Origin of the sequence: Amycolatopsis sp. A133 (genome assembly GCF_031082405.1) — a bacterium.
In the GTDB taxonomy this organism is placed as follows: Bacteria; Actinomycetota; Actinomycetes; order Mycobacteriales; family Pseudonocardiaceae; genus Amycolatopsis.
This window is the reverse complement of sequence record NZ_JAVHJU010000004.1, coordinates 716,350-732,179: the sequence shown is the minus strand read 5'-3', so window position 1 is coordinate 732,179 and position 15,830 is coordinate 716,350. Positions and strand designations below refer to the sequence as shown.

The 15,830-nt window shown below is 72.2% G+C and carries 16 protein-coding genes; 11 read left to right on the top strand and 5 right to left on the bottom strand.

The features are described 5' to 3' along the window. The first annotated feature begins 58 nt into the window (after positions 1–58). From Q5425_RS07580 to Q5425_RS07565, 4 genes are all read left to right on the top strand, one after another. The gene (locus Q5425_RS07580; protein WP_308671374.1) at positions 59–196 is read left to right on the top strand and encodes a hypothetical protein; all 138 of its coding nucleotides are present in this window, start codon (positions 59–61) and stop codon (positions 194–196) included. Continuing rightward, positions 178–516 (top strand): hypothetical protein, encoded by a 339-nt coding sequence (locus Q5425_RS07575; RefSeq protein WP_308671373.1) that lies wholly within the window; start codon positions 178–180, stop codon positions 514–516. The genes Q5425_RS07580 and Q5425_RS07575 overlap by 19 nt, the downstream gene beginning before the upstream one ends. 62 nt (positions 517–578) lie before the next feature. Then, positions 579–3,896, top strand: a complete 3,318-nt coding sequence (locus tag Q5425_RS07570) for an error-prone DNA polymerase (RefSeq protein ID WP_308671372.1) — start codon at positions 579–581, stop codon at positions 3,894–3,896. A gap of 80 nt (positions 3,897–3,976) precedes the next feature. Beyond that, entirely contained in the window at positions 3,977–6,007 is a 2,031-nt protein-coding gene (locus Q5425_RS07565; RefSeq protein WP_308671371.1) for a cellulose binding domain-containing protein, read from the top strand. A 52-nt stretch (positions 6,008–6,059) separates the two neighbouring features. Here Q5425_RS07565 and Q5425_RS07560 read toward each other — a convergent pair whose 3' ends face one another. Further along, a complete protein-coding gene (locus tag Q5425_RS07560; RefSeq protein WP_308671370.1) occupies positions 6,060–6,461 on the bottom strand; it encodes an SRPBCC family protein in 402 nt (133 codons plus the stop codon). A gap of 53 nt (positions 6,462–6,514) precedes the next feature. Between Q5425_RS07560 and Q5425_RS07555 the strand changes: the two genes are divergently transcribed. Next, positions 6,515–6,931 carry a MarR family transcriptional regulator gene (locus Q5425_RS07555; protein ID WP_308671369.1) on the top strand — a complete coding sequence of 139 codons (417 nt, stop codon included), beginning with the start codon at positions 6,515–6,517 and terminating at the stop codon, positions 6,929–6,931. A gap of 387 nt (positions 6,932–7,318) precedes the next feature. Here Q5425_RS07555 and Q5425_RS07550 read toward each other — a convergent pair whose 3' ends face one another. Together Q5425_RS07550 and Q5425_RS07545 are read right to left on the bottom strand one after the other, a co-directional pair. Further along, on the bottom strand, positions 7,319–8,182 hold the full coding sequence (locus Q5425_RS07550; protein WP_308671368.1) for an LLM class flavin-dependent oxidoreductase: 864 nt from the start codon (positions 8,180–8,182) through the stop codon (positions 7,319–7,321). Continuing rightward, positions 8,179–9,201, bottom strand: coding sequence for an aldo/keto reductase (locus tag Q5425_RS07545; protein WP_308671367.1), 1,023 nt, complete (start codon positions 9,199–9,201; stop codon positions 8,179–8,181). Before Q5425_RS07545 ends, Q5425_RS07550 begins: the two co-directional genes overlap by 4 nt. A 90-nt stretch (positions 9,202–9,291) precedes the next feature. Here Q5425_RS07545 and Q5425_RS07540 point away from each other — a divergent pair, with 90 nt between their 5' ends. The 6 genes from Q5425_RS07540 to Q5425_RS07515 all read left to right on the top strand — a co-directional run bounded on the left by Q5425_RS07540 (position 9,292) and on the right by Q5425_RS07515 (position 13,687). Beyond that, complete coding sequence (locus Q5425_RS07540; protein WP_308671366.1) at positions 9,292–9,864, top strand: TetR/AcrR family transcriptional regulator; 573 nt, start codon at positions 9,292–9,294, stop codon at positions 9,862–9,864. Continuing rightward, complete coding sequence (locus Q5425_RS07535) at positions 9,861–10,295, top strand: pyridoxamine 5'-phosphate oxidase family protein (RefSeq protein WP_308671365.1); 435 nt, start codon at positions 9,861–9,863, stop codon at positions 10,293–10,295. Before Q5425_RS07540 ends, Q5425_RS07535 begins: the two co-directional genes overlap by 4 nt. 164 nt (positions 10,296–10,459) lie before the next feature. Next, positions 10,460–11,668 carry a cytochrome P450 gene (locus Q5425_RS07530; protein ID WP_308671364.1) on the top strand — a complete coding sequence of 403 codons (1,209 nt, stop codon included), beginning with the start codon at positions 10,460–10,462 and terminating at the stop codon, positions 11,666–11,668. Then, positions 11,665–12,315 (top strand): TetR family transcriptional regulator, encoded by a 651-nt coding sequence (locus tag Q5425_RS07525; RefSeq protein ID WP_308671363.1) that lies wholly within the window; start codon positions 11,665–11,667, stop codon positions 12,313–12,315. Before Q5425_RS07530 ends, Q5425_RS07525 begins: the two co-directional genes overlap by 4 nt. After that, positions 12,312–12,512: a ferredoxin gene (locus Q5425_RS07520; RefSeq protein WP_308671362.1), complete on the top strand. Its 201-nt coding sequence runs from the start codon at positions 12,312–12,314 to the stop codon at positions 12,510–12,512. The genes Q5425_RS07525 and Q5425_RS07520 overlap by 4 nt, the downstream gene beginning before the upstream one ends. Continuing rightward, positions 12,509–13,687, top strand: coding sequence for an FAD-dependent oxidoreductase (locus Q5425_RS07515; RefSeq protein WP_308671361.1), 1,179 nt, complete (start codon positions 12,509–12,511; stop codon positions 13,685–13,687). The genes Q5425_RS07520 and Q5425_RS07515 overlap by 4 nt, the downstream gene beginning before the upstream one ends. On the opposite strand, the gene glmS is transcribed toward Q5425_RS07515, so the two are convergent. After that, positions 13,674–15,497: a glutamine--fructose-6-phosphate transaminase (isomerizing) gene (glmS, locus tag Q5425_RS07510; RefSeq protein WP_308671360.1), complete on the bottom strand. Its 1,824-nt coding sequence runs from the start codon at positions 15,495–15,497 to the stop codon at positions 13,674–13,676. The genes Q5425_RS07515 and glmS overlap by 14 nt on opposite strands. Before the next feature lie 12 nt (positions 15,498–15,509). After that, positions 15,510–15,782, bottom strand: coding sequence for a hypothetical protein (locus Q5425_RS07505; RefSeq protein ID WP_013229189.1), 273 nt, complete (start codon positions 15,780–15,782; stop codon positions 15,510–15,512). Positions 15,783–15,830 lie beyond the last annotated feature (48 nt).

Sequence of the window (15,830 nt, the reverse complement as noted above, 5' to 3'; positions counted from 1 at the left end):
AACGCTGCCAGGCTCTCGTCGCCGACCGGCAGTGTTGACGAGGGGGGCCACGATGGGAATGAGCACGAAGGTGCGCCGCGGGGGGACGACGGGTCCGCTGAAGGCGGTGCCGCCCGGGTTCTTCGTGCCGTCGTGGCACCGCACCGGGACCGAAGTCGCCTGGAAGAGCGATCCGGTGTGCCGCAGCCGGTCCTGATGGCCGGCGCGAAGGACCTGTCTTCGAAGACCGGGCGCCGGGCCGCGGCTGTGCTCGCCGTCGTGCTGCTGAGCGCCCCGGTGACGACCGCGCCGGCCGCCGTCGCGGCGGCGGACCCGCCCACCTCCACCGCGGCGTGCGGCTGCGTCGCCACCGTCAGGTGGACGGCCGTCACGGTGGTCACCGTCGAGTTCCGCCCGCGGCCGGAGCTGGTGCGGCTGACCCGCGTCAGCCGGTTGAGCGTGGTTGTGATGGAGGTGACTTCGGACGGTCCACAGTTGACACCGGGCGGCGCCGCGCTCAGGATCGGAGCACATTAGTCGTTCAGGTGTTCGAACAGTAGTCGCTGGCTTCCCCACAGCGAAATCGGTGGGAGCTGGCGTTGGCGTTCAACAATCCGCGGGTGCCGTGGTCCGAAGTGGAACGGATCGCTTCCGGGCGGCCTCCCGTTCCCGGGGACGGCAGTGATGCCCCGGCGTGGTCGCGCAAGCGGGAGGGTTACGCCGGTGCGCCGCTCGACCTGCGGCACCGGCGCGGCCGGGACGACGGCGGCGACCGGATCCGGGCGCCCTACGCCGAGCTGCACGTCCACTCCAACTTCAGCTTCCTCGACGGCGCCTCGCACCCCGAAACCCTCGTCGAGGAGGCCGCGCGGCTCGAACTCGACGCGCTCGTCCTCACCGACCACGACGGCCTGTACGGCGCCGTGCGGTTCAACGACGCCGCCCGGGAGCTCGGCGTGCGCGTCGGGTTCGGGGCCGAGCTGTCCCTCGGGCTGCCCGCTCCGCAGGCCGGGGTGCCCGATCCGGCCGGGTCGCACCTGCTGGTGCTGGCCCGCGGGCAAGAGGGCTACCACCGGCTGTGCCGCGTCATCTCCCGCGCCCAGCTCGCCGGCGGGGAGAAGGGCCGGCCCGGTTACGACTTCGACGAGCTCGCCGACGAGCTGGCCGGGCACGTCGTCGTGCTCACCGGCTGCCGCAAGGGGGCCGTCCGGCGGGCGCTGGCCGAGCGCGGCCCGGCCGCCGCGCACACCGAGCTGGCCCGGCTCGTGGACCGGTTCGGGCGCTCGCACGTCGCCGTGGAGCTGATCGATCACCGGCAGCCACGGGACGACGCGGCCAACGACCTCCTCGACGCGATGGCCGGGGAGCTCCGGCTGCCGACGGTCGTGTCCAACAACGTGCACTACGCCCGCCCGGAGGACGCCGTCGTGGCGGACGCGGTCGCCGCGGTCCGGGCCCGGCGCTCGGCCGAGGACCTCGAGGGGTGGCGGCCGCCGTCGGGGCAGGCGTTCCTGCGCTCGGGGATGGAGCAGCGCCGCCGCTTCGAGCGCCGTTACCCGGGCGCGGTCGGCCGGGCCGCCGTCCTGGGCGTCGAAGTGGCGTTCGACCTGAACCTCGTCGCGCCGGACCTGCCGCCGTTCCCGGTCCCCGCCGGGCACGACGAGATGTCGTTCCTGACCGAGCTGACCCGGCGCGGCGCGGCGAAGCGCTACGGGCCGCGGGAGGAGAACCCGAAGGCCTACGCCCAGCTCGACCACGAGCTCGACGTCATCGGGAAGCTCGGTTTCCCCGGTTACTTCCTCGTCGTCTGGGACATCGTCCGGTTCTGCCGGGAGGCGGGCATCCTCTGCCAGGGCCGCGGTTCGGCCGCGAACTCCGCGGTCTGCTACGCCCTGGAGATCTGCCACGCCGACCCGGTGCGGTGGAACCTGCTGTTCGAGCGGTTCCTCGCGCCGGAGCGGGACGGGCCGCCGGACATCGACGTCGACATCGAATCCGGCCGGCGCGAGGAAGCGATCCAGTACGTCTACCAAAAGCACGGCCGGTTCCACGCCGCGCAGGTCGCGAACGTGATCACCTACCGGGCGCCGTCGGCGATCCGTGACGCCGCGAAAGCGCTCGGCCACAGCTCCGGGCAGCAGGACGCCTACGGCAAGCTCGTCGACCGCTGGGGCGGGGTCGCCGCGACGAAAGAGCAGGCGGCCGGGGCGATCCCGGACGACGTCCTCGACCTGGCCGCGCGGATCGAGGACTTCCCGCGCCACCTCGGCATCCACTCCGGCGGCATGGTCATCTCGAAGCAGCCGGTGTCGGAGATCGTCCCGGTCGAATGGGCGACCATGGCCGACCGCAGCGTGCTGCAGTGGGACAAGGACGACTGCGCGGCCGTCGGCCTGGTCAAGTTCGACCTGCTCGGCCTGGGCATGCTTTCGGCCCTGCACCACATGATCGACCTCGTCGCCGAGCACCACGGAGCAGAAGTGGACATCGGGAAACTGGATCTCGCCGACCCGGCGGTCTACGACATGCTCTGCGAAGCGGACGCCGTCGGGGTCTTCCAGGTGGAAAGCCGCGCGCAGCTGGCCACGCTGCCGCGGTTGCGGCCCCGCGAGTTCTACGACCTCGTCGTCGAAGTCGCGCTGATCCGGCCCGGCCCGATCCAGGGTGGTTCGGTGCACCCCTACATCCGGCGCCGCCGCGGTGACGAGGAGTGGGCCCACGCGCACCCGCTGCTGGCGTCCAGTTTGGACCGGACGCTTGGGGTGCCGCTGTTCCAGGAGCAGGTGATGCAGATGGCGGTCGACGTCGCGAGCTTCACCCCGGCCGAGGCCGACCAGCTGCGCCGGGCCATGGGCGCCAAGCGCTCCAGCGCGAAGATGAAGGCGTTGATGGCGCGGTTCTTCGCCGGCTGCGCGGCCAACGGCCTCGACCGCGAGCTCGCCACCCGGATCTTCGAGCAGATCCACGCCTTTTCCGGCTACGGTTTCCCCGAAGCGCACTCGATGTCCTTCGCGCTGCTCGTGTACGCGTCCGCGTGGTTCAAGCGCTACTACCCGGCGGCGTTCTGCGCCGGGCTGCTGCGCGCCCAGCCGATGGGGTTCTACAGCCCGCAGTCCCTGGTCGCCGACGCCCGCCGCCACGGCGTCCGCATCCGGGAGCCCGACGTCAACGCGAGCCTCGCCGGCGCCACGCTCGAACCCGACCCCGGCAGCACCGGCGGCGTCGCCCTGCGCCTGGGCCTCGCCGGCGTCCGCCACCTCGGCGAGGACACCGCCGAGGAGATCGTCGCCGAGCGCGAGGCCCACGGCCCGTACCCGAGCATCGGCGACCTGACCCGCCGGGTCCGGCTGAAGAAGAACGCGGTCGAAGCGCTGGCGACGGCCGGGGCGTTCGGCGGCGACCGCCGTCAGGACCTGTGGGCGGCGGGTGCGGCCGCGGCGACCCGGCCCGGCCACCTGCCCGGCCTCGCCCCGGGCCTCGACGCACCGGCGCTGCCCGGGATGACGCGGCTGGAGGTGACGGCCGCGGACCTGTGGGCCACGGGCGTCTCCCCGGACAGCCACCCGGTGGAGTACCTGCGCGAGCACCTCGACGCGCGCGGCGCGATCACCACCGCGGCCCTCGCCCGCACGGCGGACGGAACGCGGGTGTGGGTCGGCGGCGCGGTCACCCACCGCCAGCGCCCGGCCACCGCCGGCGGGATCACCTTCCTCAACCTCGAGGACGAGACGGGCATGGCCAACGTCGTCGTGTCGCCGGGCTTGTGGCGCCGGCAGCGGCTGGTCGCCCGGACCAGTGCCGCGTTGCTCATCCGAGGCTGGGTCCAGGCGGGAGAAGGTGTGGTCACGCTCGTCGCGGATCGCATCGAAAACCTCGATCTTTCGGTGCGAACGGGGCCCTCGCGCGACTTCCGTTGACTTCGGGCCGCCTCGGTGGTTCTCTCGCTGAGAGCGCTCCCAGTCATCCGTTCGTGCCCGACGAGTGAGGATGGACCTTCATGACAGCTCGACGTCTGCGCTGGGCAGCGTGGCCGGTGATCGCCGTGCTCGCCGCGGCGGTACCGGCAGCCGGTACCGCCGGGGCGGCGGACACGCCCGCGGCCACGGTCACCGTCAACGCCCGTGCGGGATTGGCGACCATGCCGGACACCGGGATCGGGGCCAACCACGCGGTGTGGGACAGCCAGCTGGGAACCGACGCCGTGGCCGATCTGCTCGGAGGCGCCGGTGTCCGCACCATGCGCTACCCCGGCGGCTCCTACGGCGACATCTACCACTGGAAGGACAACACCGCGCCGGGCGGTTACGTGGCGCCGGGCACCGATTTCGACACCTTCATGGGCGGCGTCCGAAGAGCCGGGGCCCAGCCGGTGATCATCGCCAACTACGGCACCGGCACCCCGGAGGAAGCCGCGGACTGGGTGCGGTACGCCAACGTCACCAAGGGCTACGGCGTCAAGTACTGGGAGATCGGCAACGAGCTCTACGGCAACGGGCACTACGGGGCGAACTGGGAAGCCGACAACCACGAAGACAAGAGCCCGACCGGGTACGCCAACGGCGTCGTCGCCTACGCCGACGCGATGAAGGCCGTCGACCCGTCGGTCAAGATCGGCGCCGTGCTGACGACCCCGGCGAACTGGCCGGACGGCGTCGTCGGGGCCGGTGACACCGCCACCTGGAACCAGACCGTGCTGTCGATCGCGGGCCCGCACATCGACTTCGTCATCCTGCACTGGTACCCCAGCGGTTCGACCGCCGCCGAGGCGCTCACCCGGACCGAGCAGGTGACCGACATGCTCTACCTGGCGCGGGAGCAGATCACCCGGTACGCGGGTGCGAACCCGGGCCGGATCGGCATCGCGATGACCGAGCTGAACACCCCGGTCGGCATGAACACCCAGCCCGGCGCGCTGTTCGCCGCCGACGCCTACAGCTCGCTGCTGGCCAACGGCGTGTTCACCGTGGACTGGTGGAACGTCCACAACGGAGCGACGAAACTGTCCACAGTGGCCGGACAACCGGACTACGGCGACTTCGGCCTGCTGTCCAGCGCGACCTGCCTGGACGGCGGCTGCGAACCCGCGCTCAACACCCCCTTCGCGCCCTACTACGGCTTGAAGATGATGAGCACCTTCGCGCGTCCCGGCGACCAGTTCGTCCGCGCCGCCGCGGACGACCCGCTCGTCGGCGCGCACGCCGTCCGCCGTCCGAACGGCGATCTGGCCGTGCTGCTGCTCAACAAGGATCCCGATCAGGCCAGGGCCGTGACGCTGGACTACGCGGGCTACACGCCGGCGCCGGGCGCGCCGCAGGTGTTCACCTTCACCAACGGCGCGACGTCGATCTCGAGCGCCGCGAGCGGGTCGAGCACGTCCCAGACGCTGCCGCCGTACTCGCTCACCACCGTGGTGCTGCACCCCGCGACCACCGCGTCCGCCGGGCCGGGGGCACCCGGGCAGCCGTCCGGGACGGCGACCGACCGGACCGCGGCCATCAGCTGGCCCGCGGCCGCGCCCGGCGCCCACCCGATCGCGAAGTACGAGGTCTACCGGCAGGTCGGTGCGGTCAGCGAACAGTGGGGTGAGACCACCGGCACGTCGCTCGACGTCGGGAACCTGGTGCCGGGCAGCCGTTACACCGTCAACGTGCTGGCGCGCGACACCGCCGGGAATGTGTCCGCGGCCTCCCCGCCGCTGACGCTCACCACGGGGGCGCCGGCGACGAGCAGCTGCACGGCCAGGATGACCGACGTCACCGACTGGGCGAGCGGCTTCGTCGGCGGCATCCACGTCACCGCCACCGGCGTGACAGGGGACTGGACGCTGACGTTCACCTGGCCCACCGCGCGGCAGCGCCTCACCGGCGGCTGGAACGGCACGTGGGCCCAGAACGGGACGACGGTGACGGTCACGTCGTCGGCCCCGGCGGCGTCCGGCGTCGACGTCGGGTTCACCGCCGACTACGGCGGGCCGAACATCCTGCCGACGGCGTTCACCCTCAACGGCGTCCTCTGCGCGGCCGCCTGACCCCGCGGGTGGGTGGCGGGGTACCTGCCACCCACCCGGTGGCCGGCGGCGTTCACCGGCCGCTTTCGACGCGCTCGCGCACGGCTCGCAGCTCCTCGCCGACGACCGCCATCTGCGCGTCGACCGCCGCGGGCTCGGTGTCCTCGGGGAAGAACAGGCTGAAGATCAGCTCGGCGCCGGTCAGGTTCGGCACCACGCGGGTGAACAGGCCCAGGTGCGGGGCGTCGGCGCTGACGACGTCGACGACGCCGTGGTCGGCCGCCACCCGCACGGCCACCCGCTGCGGGCCGCCTTCGGTGTGGACGCGCCAGATGTCGTCGTGGTCGTGGTCGACGGCGGTGGCGAACCCCGGTGCCCACTCGGGGAGGTGGCGCGGATCGGCCAGGTATTCGACGACCCGCGCGGGCGGCGCGGCGACGGAGATGGTGCGTGTTTCGGCTCGTCCCAGTGTCATGGGCAAAACGATACGCAGGTGCTTATGATTTGTCCACGCGTAAAATCCCGCCGGTGAACGAGGACGACGATCTCGGAGCCCTCTGCGCCGGGGCGGGACGCAACCTGGCCGAAGCCGAGCGGCCCGTGCTGGAGCGCCACGGCCTCTCGATGTGGCAGTACGTGGTGCTGTCGGCACTGGCTCCCGGCGCGGCGCCGAGCCAGCTGGTGCTGGCCCAGCAGATCCGCTACGACAAGACCCGGTTGATCGCCCTGCTGGACGGCCTCGAAGCGGCCGGGCTGGTCGCCCGCGAGCCCGGCCCGGCCGACCGCCGCGCCCGGGTGGTCCGCCTGACGCAGGAGGGAATCCGCCGCCACGCGGCGGTCCGGGACGCGATCCGCGAGGTGGAGGAGCGCAAGCTGGCGGGCTTGCCGCCGGAGACCCGGCGGCTGCTGCGGTCGGCGCTGGCCCACCTGGCGAACGCGGACTGATCGCGAGGTGGCCGGCCACCCGCCGCAGGGCGACCACGACGTCACCAGACCTCCCCCGCCCCTCATCCCAGCCGCTGAAACTCCCACCGGAGGGGCGGGGGAGGTCGGACCCGCCTCTGCCGCGGCAGACGTGACAAGACGCAGCAGAATCAAAAGACTGTCCTCGCCGGACGGGCAGGCTCCGGGAAGACCACCAGGAGCGTGGTCCTCTCACGTTGTCGTTGGGGCCGCTGGGTGGTCATCCCGTCGCCTGATTGAGGCCTATCACTTTGAGCCGGGCCCGCAAGCTTGCGTCTTCGGCTCGCCTTTGCCCTTGGGTTGCGGGCCCGGCTCAAGGTGATTCGACGGCCTCAGGCGACGGGATGGCCACCCTGCTCCTTTGTTGGGTCACGTGCGGCGGATCAGCTCATCCGCCACCCACTTCGCCACCCCGTCCGGGTACGGGTTCGCCAGCCCCAGCACAAAATGCCCGAAGCCCGCCTCCACCGCCTCGGCGATCTTCCCCCGCGTCACGTCGGGGTGCTCGTAGTCCACCGGCAGGAAGATCGACCGGGTGATCTCGCCCGGGTCGCGGCCGATCTCCTCGCAATACCTGTCGAGCAGCCGGCTGCGGCCCGCGAGGTCCTCGATGTCGCCGCCGCCCGGGATGTTCCACAGGTTGGCGTGCTCGGCCACCACGCGCAGTGTTGCGCTCGCCCGGCCGCCGATCATGATCGGCGGGTGGGGGTGCTGGACGGGCCGGGGATTGCCGAGCGCTCCGGTCAGGCGGACGTGCGAGCCGTCGAAGTCGAACGGTTCCGTTGATGTCCACAAGCGACGGATCACTGTGCACGCTTCGGCCAAGGCCGCGACCGCGTCCGCCTGGCCGTGGTACGGCAGGCCGTGCGCGTCGTACTCGCGCCGGGCCAGCGGGTGGCTCGGGCGGGAACCCGCGCCGATGCCGAAGTCGAGCCGTCCGCCCGAAACGATGTCGACCGTCGTGGCGATCTTCGCCAGCACGGCCGGCGGGCGGAAGCGGTTGCTCGTCACGAGCAGGCCGACGCGCAGGCGCCGGGTCTGGGCCGCCAGGGCCGAAAGCAGCGTCCAGCCCTCGAAGATGGGGCCGTCCGGGTCGCCGCCGATCGGCATGAGGTGGTCGAACAGCCACGCGTGCTCGATCTCCGGCACCGTGTCGGCCTCCTGCCAGACACGCAGGACCTCGTCGTAGCCCACCTGCATCGGCGGGGTCATGATGCCGAAACTGGGGCTCATCGCCGCCGCCGCAGGGCCGGGTCGAGCAGGGCCGGCGGGGTGTCGAACTTCTCGCCCGGGGCCAGGTCGGTGCCGGGGGCGACGACGGCGTCGAGCTCGTCGAGCACGTCGGCGGGCAGCACCGTGTCGGCGGCCTCGAGCTGCGAGCGCAGGTGCTCCGGCGTCCGCGGGCCGATGAGCGCGCTCGTCACGCCGGGGTGCGCGGTGACAAAACCGAGCGCGAGCTGGATCAGCGTCAACCCGGCCTGCTCGGCGATCTTGGTGAGCTTCTCGACGGCGTCGAGCCGCGCCCGGTTGGCGGGGAGGTCGAGGTCGAAGCGCTGCGGCAGGACCTTCGCGCGGTTGGTGCTGATCTCCCGGCCCGCGCGGACCGCGCCCGACAGCCAGCCCGAAGCCAGCGGGCTCCACGCGAGCACGCCGAGCCCGTACTCCTCGGTCACGGGCAGCACGTGGGCTTCGATGCCGCGCTGCAGGATCGAGTAGCTGGGCTGCTCGGTGACGTACCGGCCGAGGTGGTGCTCGCGGGCGGCCCACTGCGCCTGGACGATGCGGTACGCGGGGAACGTCGAGGACCCGAAGTACCGGATCTTGCCCGCGCGCTGCAGGTCGGTCAGCGCGGAAAGCGCTTCCTCGTCGCTCGTGGCGGGGTCCCACCGGTGGATCTGGTAGAGGTCGACGTGGTCGACGCCGAGGCGGCGCAGGCTGTCGTCGAGCGCGGTGACCAGCCAGCGGCGCGAATTGCCGCGGTGGTTGCGCTCGTCGCCCATGGGCATGGTCGCCTTCGTGGCCAGCACGATGTCGTCGCGGCGGCCGGCGATCGCCTTGCCGACCATCACCTCCGACTCGCCCTGGCCGTACATGTCGGCGGTGTCGATCAGGTTGATGCCGGCTTCGAGCGCGGCGTCGACGATGGCGGTGGCCTCGTCCTGGGTGGTGTTTCCGATGGCGCCGAAGTTCATCGCGCCGAGCGCGAGGGTGCTGACCTGGACACCGGTGCGGCCCAAGGTGCGGTACTGCATGGGGAGTGCCTCCGTGGCAAGATGAGCAACCGGAACGTTGCTCCGCTAACCATACGGAACAATGTTCCGCTTAGCCACCCGGGAGGATCGGTGGGCGAGCACAAGCCCAAGCGGGCGGATGCCCGGCGCAACAAAAAGGTGCTGCTGGACGCGGCGGCCGCGGTCTTCGTCGCGTCCGGGGTGGACGCGCCGGTGCGCGACATCGCGGCCGAGGCCGGGGTCGGGATGGGCACCGTCTACCGCCACTTCCCGACCCGGGCGGACCTGGTCATCGCGGTCTTCCGGCACCAGGTGGAGGCCTGCGCGGAGGCGGGACCGGCGCTGCTGGCTTCGCACGAATCGCCGTACGTCGCGCTGACGCAGTGGATCGACCTGTTCGTGGACTTCTTGGTGACCAAGCACGGGCTCGCCGGGGCGCTCCAGTCCGACAACGCCGGTTTCGAGGCGCTGCACGCCTACTTCCTCGACCGTCTGGTGCCGGTGTGCGCGCAGTTGCTGGCCGCGGCGGTCGCGACCGGCGAGGTCCGGGCCGGCGTGGCGCCCTTGGACCTCATGCGCGGGGTCGGCAACCTCTGCATCGGCGCAGACGACCCCCGGTACGACGCGCGGAGGATGGTGAAGCTCCTCGTTGCGGGGCTGCGGTGCGGGACCATGGACGCATGACGGCGTGGCGGGAGTTCGAAGCGGCGGAGCCGGAGTTCGCGCAGCGGGTGCGGACGCTGTTCGACGCGCACAAGCACAAGACGATCGCGACCCTGCGGGCGGACGGATCGCCGCGGATCTCGGGGATCGAAACGACCTTCGAAGGCGGTGAGCTCGTCTTCGGCTCGATGCCGAACGCGCGCAAGGGTGCGGACCTGCGGCGGGACCCGCGGTTCGCGCTGCACAGCGCGACGGTCGACCCGGTCGAGGGCGCCGAGGCGCAGTGGCCGGGCGAAGCCAAGATCTCCGGGCGGGTGCGCACCGAAGACGGCGAGCGGTTCGAGGCCGACGTCGCCGAGGTTGTGCACACGCACCTGAACGAGGCGGCCACGCTGCTGGTCGTCGAGTGGTGGACGCCGGCAGGGGGCTTGCGCAAGGTCGAGCGCGAGTAGCCGCCCGTCCGCGCCGAGGTCGCGAATGACTCATTCGCGACCTCCGACGTCCCGAATGAGTCATTCGCGGCATCCCGTGCCGAGCTATTAAGTCAACTGCTTGACTTAATCACGGATCATCGCCATGCTCGGGACAAGGGACATTCACCAACGGGAGGCCCGCCATGACGCCAAGCCACACCGACCCGCTGCCGCGTTTCCCGTTCGAGGCCGCCGCGGCGCTGGAGCCGCCGGCCGAGTGGGCCGAGTTCCGCGCGAAGTGCCCGGTCGCGCGCGTCGCGCTGGCCAGCGGGGACGAGGCCGCGCTGATCACCCGCTACGACGACGTCAAGAGCGTCCTGTCCGACCCGCGGTTCACCCGGCCGACCCCGGCGGACAACGCGGCCCGCGTCGCGGACACCGAATCGGGCGGGGTGTTCAACAGCGAGATGGCGTCCGTGCTCCCGCAGCACGGCGAGGCGCACCTGAAGTGGCGGCGCCTGCTCGGGAAGTGGTTCACCGCCAAGCGGATGAACGCGCTGCGCCCGGGCATGGCGGCGATGGCCGGGCAGCTCATCGACGAAATGGTCGCCAAGGGCGCGCCCGGCGACCTCAAGGCCGGCCTGGCCTTCCCGCTGCCGGTCTGGGTCATCTGCGACATGCTCGGCGTGCCGGACGCCGACCGCGACCAGTTCGCCCACTGGTCCGACGTCATGCTCAGCATGACCCGCTACACCCAGGCCGAGTTCGACGCGGCGCAGGCGGAGTTCGGCCGGTACATGGGCGGGCACATCGCGAACAAGCGGGCCGAGCCCGGCGAGGACATCCTGAGCGCGCTGATCGCCGAGGGTGCCGGCTGGTCCGACGCGATGCTGACCGCCACCGGCATCGGCCTGCTCATCGCCGGGCACGAAACCACCGCGAACATGATCGCGAAGATGACGGCGATGCTGCTGGCCGACCGCAGCCGGTGGGAACGGCTGCTCGCCGACCCCTCGCTGGTGCGCACGGCGGTCGAGGAGGCCCTGCGGGCGGACGCGAACGCGGGCGTGGGCATGCAGCGCTACCTCACCGAAGAGTTCGAGGTCGGCGGCACGGTGCTGCCCGCGGGCACCACCGCGATGTGCAGCATGGCCGCGGCCAACCGCGACGAGAGCGCCTTCGAGAACGCCGCCGAAATGGACCTGACCCGCAGCCCGAACCCGCACCTGGCCTTCGGGGCCGGTGCGCACGCGTGCCTCGGGCAGCCGCTGGCCCGCACCGAGCTGCAGGTCGTCCTGGAAGTGCTGCTGCGCAAGCTGCCGACCCTCGAGCTGGCCGTTCCGGCGGCCGAGCTGCGCCGGGTCGAGGGGCTCGCCGTCGGCGGGCTGCGGGAACTGCCCGTCCGCTGGTGACGGACCGGGCGCAGGCGACGCGGGAGCTGATCCTGGCGACGGCGGAACGGCTCTACGCCGAACACGGCGTGCTCGCCGTTTCGAACCGGCAGATCAGCGAGGCCGCCGGACAGGGCAACAACACCGCCGTGGGTTACCACTTCGGCACCCGGGCCGAGCTGGTGCGGGCCATCGTCCGCAAGCACACCGGGCCGATCGAACGGCTGCGCCGCCACCGGCTCGGCGGCGTCGGCGGCCACTCGCCGCTGCGGGACTGGCTCGGGTGCCTGGTGTACCCCACGACCGAGCACCTGGCCGAGCTGGGCGCGCCCACCTGGTTCGCCCGGTTCGCCGCCCAGGTGACGACCGAGCCGTCGCTGCGCACGGTCATCATCGAGGAGACGCTGACGTCCCCGTCACTGGTGCGGACCGTCTCGGGGCTCTACCGGTGCCTGCCCGGGCTGCCCGCCGAAGCCCGCGCCGAACGCAACGACGTCACCCGGCTCGTGCTGGTGCACGCGATGGCCGAGCGGGAACGCGCCCTCGCCGAAGGCGCGGGCACCCCGAGGGACGGCTGGCGCGAGACCGCCACGGGCCTCACCGACGCACTGGCCGGGCTCTGGCTCGCGCCGGTCACGAAGCAACCCCACCGAAAGGATCAGCCATGAAGGTCACCGTGGACGAAGCCAAGTGCTGCGGCGCCGGCACCTGCGTCATGCTCGCGCCGGACGTGTTCGACCAGCGCGACGACGACGGCATCGTCGTCCTGCTCGACGAGCACCCCGGCGAAGGGCTGCACGGGGTCGTCCGCGAGGCGGCGAGCGTGTGCCCGGGCGTCGCGATCTCGGTCAGCGAGGCGGGATGACCGGCGACGTCCTGGTCGTCGGCGCCTCGGCCGCCGGGCTCGCGACCGTGGAAGCCTTGCGCCGCAAGGGGTACGCCGGGCGGTTGACCGTGCTGGGCGCCGAGGGGCACCTGCCCTACGACCGGCCGCCGCTGTCGAAGCAGGTCCTCGGCGGGAGCTGGACCCCCGAGCAGGCGCGGCTGCGGACGCCCGGCGCGCTGTCCGCGTTGGACACCGAGTTCGTCCTCGGCGATCCCGCGGTGCGGCTGGACGCTCGCGCGCGGACCGTCCACACCGCGGCCGGGCGGGTCCTGACCGCGGACTCGGTCGTGCTCGCCACCGGGCTGCGGCCGCGCACCCTGCCCGGGCAGGACGGCCTCGCCGGGGTCCACGTGCTGCGCACCCTCGACGACGCGCTGGCCCTGCGCGCGGACCTCACGCCGGGCAAGCGGGTGGTGGTCGTCGGGGACGGGGTGCTCGGCGCGGAGATCGCCGCCACCGCGTGCGCGGCGGGGGTGCCGGTCACCCTGGCCGGTCCCCAGCCCGCGCCGCTGGCCTGCCAGTTCGGGCCCCTCGTCGCGGGCCTGCTCGCCGAGCTGCACGCCGCTCGCGGGGTCGAGCTCCGGCTGGGCTCCGCGGTGACCGGCCTGGTGGCCGGCGACGGCCGGGTCGCCGGAGTGCGCCTGGCCTCGGGCGAGGTGCTGCCCGCCGGTGTCGTTGTGGTCGCCTTCGGTGCCGCGCCGGCGACGGAATGGCTGGCGGGCAGCGGAGTGCGGTGCGACAACGGCGTCGTCTGCGACTCCCGGTGCCGGGCGGCCGAGGGGATCTACGCGGCGGGCGACGTCGCCCGCTGGCACCACGAAGGACTCGACGCGTTGCTGCGGCTGGAGAACCGGACCAACGCCACCGAGCAGGCGGTCGCCGTCGCGGGGAACATCCTCGGCGAAGACCGGCCGTACACGCCCGTGCCCTGCTTCTGGACCAACCAGTTCGACGCCCGCATCCACGTGCACGGAACGCTGTTCGCGGACAGTGAAGTGTCCATTGTGGAGGGATCGGTGCGGGACGGCCGGTTCGTGGCGCAGTACCGCCGCGGCGGCGAGGTCACCGGGGTGCTCGGCTGGAACATGCCCAAGCAGGCCCGGCAGCGGCGCGGGGACATCACGGCCGGCCGTCGGACGCTCACTCCACGGTGACGGATTTGGCCAGGTTGCGCGGCTTGTCGATGTCGTAGCCCAGCGTGAGCGCGGCGTGGTAGGCGAGCAGCTGCAGCGGGATGGTCAGCAGGACCGGGTCGAGTTCCGGCTCGGTCTTGGGCACCACGATCCGCGGAACGCCGAGCTCGCCGAAGTCGACGTCTTCGTGGGTCACGGCCAGCACCGAGCCGCCACGGGCCTTGATCTGCTGCACCGCGGCCAGGTTGCGCTCGGTCAGCTCGTCCGACGGCACGATCGCGACGGTCGGGAGCTCTTCGTCGATCAGGGCGAGCGGGCCGTGCTTGAGCTCGGAGGTCTGGTACGCCTCGGCGTGGCGGTAGGAGATCTCCTTGAACTTCTGCGCGCCTTCCCTGGCCACCGGGTAGCCGCGGACGCGGCCGACGAAGAACAGGCTCTTCGCGGTGGCGACGGTCTTCGCGTGCTCGGCGATCTCCGGTTCGAAGTCCAGGACGGCCTTGATCTGGCCGGGCAGCGCGCGGATCGCGCCGATGATGCGCTGACCGTCCGCATTGGACAGATCACGCACGCGGCCGAGGGCCAGCGCGATGAGCGCGAACCCGACGGCCATGTTGGTCAGCGCCTTGGTCGAGGCGACCGCGATCTCCGGGCCGGCGTGCAGGTAGACCCCGCCGTCGCAGGCGCGGGCGATCGTCGAGCCGACGACGTTGACCAGGCCCACCACGCGGCCGCCCTTGCGCTTGATCTCCTCGACGGCGAAGGCGGTGTCGATCGTCTCGCCGGACTGGCTGACCGCGATGTAGAGGGTGTCGGCTTCGATGATCGGGTTGCGGTAGCGGAATTCGGACGCGGCTTCGGCGTCGGCCGGGATCCGCGCCAGCTCCTCGATCATCGTCGCGCCGATCTGGCCGACGTAGTAGGCGGAGCCGCAGCCGAGGATCTTCACGCGGGCGAAGCCGCGCAGCTCCCGCGGCGTCAGGTTGAGCCCGTCCAGGCGGGCGACGCCGAACCGGTCGTCCAGGCGGCCGCGGATGATCCGCTCGACGCATTCGGGCTGTTCCTGGATCTCCTTGGCCATGTAGTGCGGGTAGCCGCCCAGGTCGAGGTCTTCGGCGTCGATGTCGATCTCGGTGGCCGGCTTGGTGGTGTCGCTCTCGTCGACGGTGAACGTGCGGTAGCCGGTGGCGAAGACCGTCGCGAACTCGCCGTCGTCGAGGTGCACGACCTGCGAGGTGTGCCGGACGAGCGCGGCGAGGTCGCTGGCGACGAACATCTCCCGCTCGCCGACGCCGATGATCAGCGGCGAGCCGTTGCGGGCGATCACCAGGCGGTCCGGGTGCGCGCTGTCGGTGACGGCGATCGCGTACGTGCCGGTGATCCGGGAGACCGCCTCGACGACGGCGTCTTCCAGGGTGTCTGCGGCCGAGCGCGCGATCAAGTGGGCGAGGACCTCGGTGTCGGTCTCCGACGTCAGGGTGACCCCGGCGTCGGCGAGCTGGGCGCGCAGGGTGTCGGCGTTGTCGATGATCCCGTTGTGGACCACGCAGACGCGGCCGTCCTCGGAGGTGTGCGGGTGGGCGTTGGCCTCCGACGCGGGACCGTGCGTGGCCCAGCGCGTGTGCCCGATGCCGACCTTGCCGGCGAGCCGCTTGGGCAGCGCCGCGGCGAGGTTGCGCACCCGCCCGACGACCCGGTGGACCTGGGCGGTGTTCTTGGTGCCGAGAACGGCGATGCCCGCCGAGTCGTAGCCGCGGTACTCCAGCCGCGTGAGGCCTTCGAGCAGGATGGGGGCGGCGTTCTGGCCGCCGATGTAGCCGACGATTCCGCACATGGGCGAACCTCTCTAGCCGTAGACGATGCGGCGCAGCTGCCGCTCGGAGAGGACGGGCGCGGCCACCAGCCTGCCGCGGAGCTCGGCGGCGATCAGGGGGAAGATCTCGGGGTTCTTCCGGCCCTGGGCCTGCAGCTCGGCGTGCCGGCGGCGCACGTAGTCCTCGGTGGGGGTCCGGTAGAAGGCCAGGACGTCGTCGACGACCCGGGCGGCGACCCGGGGCGGGAGCCCGGTGGACGCGGCCACGCGCTCGACGATGTCGGTGTCTTCCACGCGGGCCATCATGCCTGCCGGAGCGTCGAAGCCCAAATTCTTGCCCGAAATCGGGCAAGA

Bases quoted from the DNA above. Each gene is read 5' to 3' on its own strand.
- Q5425_RS07515 (WP_308671361.1), top strand. From the start codon at position 12,509: ATGACCGGCGACGTCCTGGTCGTCGGCGCCTCGGCCGCCGGGCTCGCG.
- Q5425_RS07530 (WP_308671364.1), top strand. From the start codon at position 10,460: ATGACGCCAAGCCACACCGACCCGCTGCCGCGTTTCCCGTTCGAGGCC.
- Q5425_RS07520 (WP_308671362.1), top strand. From the start codon at position 12,312: ATGAAGGTCACCGTGGACGAAGCCAAGTGCTGCGGCGCCGGCACCTGC.
- glmS (WP_308671360.1), bottom strand. From the start codon at position 15,497: ATGTGCGGAATCGTCGGCTACATCGGCGGCCAGAACGCCGCCCCCATC.
- Q5425_RS07505 (WP_013229189.1), bottom strand. From the start codon at position 15,782: ATGATGGCCCGCGTGGAAGACACCGACATCGTCGAGCGCGTGGCCGCG.
- Q5425_RS07580 (WP_308671374.1), top strand. From the start codon at position 59: ATGAGCACGAAGGTGCGCCGCGGGGGGACGACGGGTCCGCTGAAGGCG.
- Q5425_RS07565 (WP_308671371.1), top strand. From the start codon at position 3,977: ATGACAGCTCGACGTCTGCGCTGGGCAGCGTGGCCGGTGATCGCCGTG.
- Q5425_RS07550 (WP_308671368.1), bottom strand. From the start codon at position 8,182: ATGAGCCCCAGTTTCGGCATCATGACCCCGCCGATGCAGGTGGGCTAC.
- Q5425_RS07560 (WP_308671370.1), bottom strand. From the start codon at position 6,461: ATGACACTGGGACGAGCCGAAACACGCACCATCTCCGTCGCCGCGCCG.
- Q5425_RS07535 (WP_308671365.1), top strand. From the start codon at position 9,861: ATGACGGCGTGGCGGGAGTTCGAAGCGGCGGAGCCGGAGTTCGCGCAG.
- Q5425_RS07545 (WP_308671367.1), bottom strand. From the start codon at position 9,201: ATGCAGTACCGCACCTTGGGCCGCACCGGTGTCCAGGTCAGCACCCTC.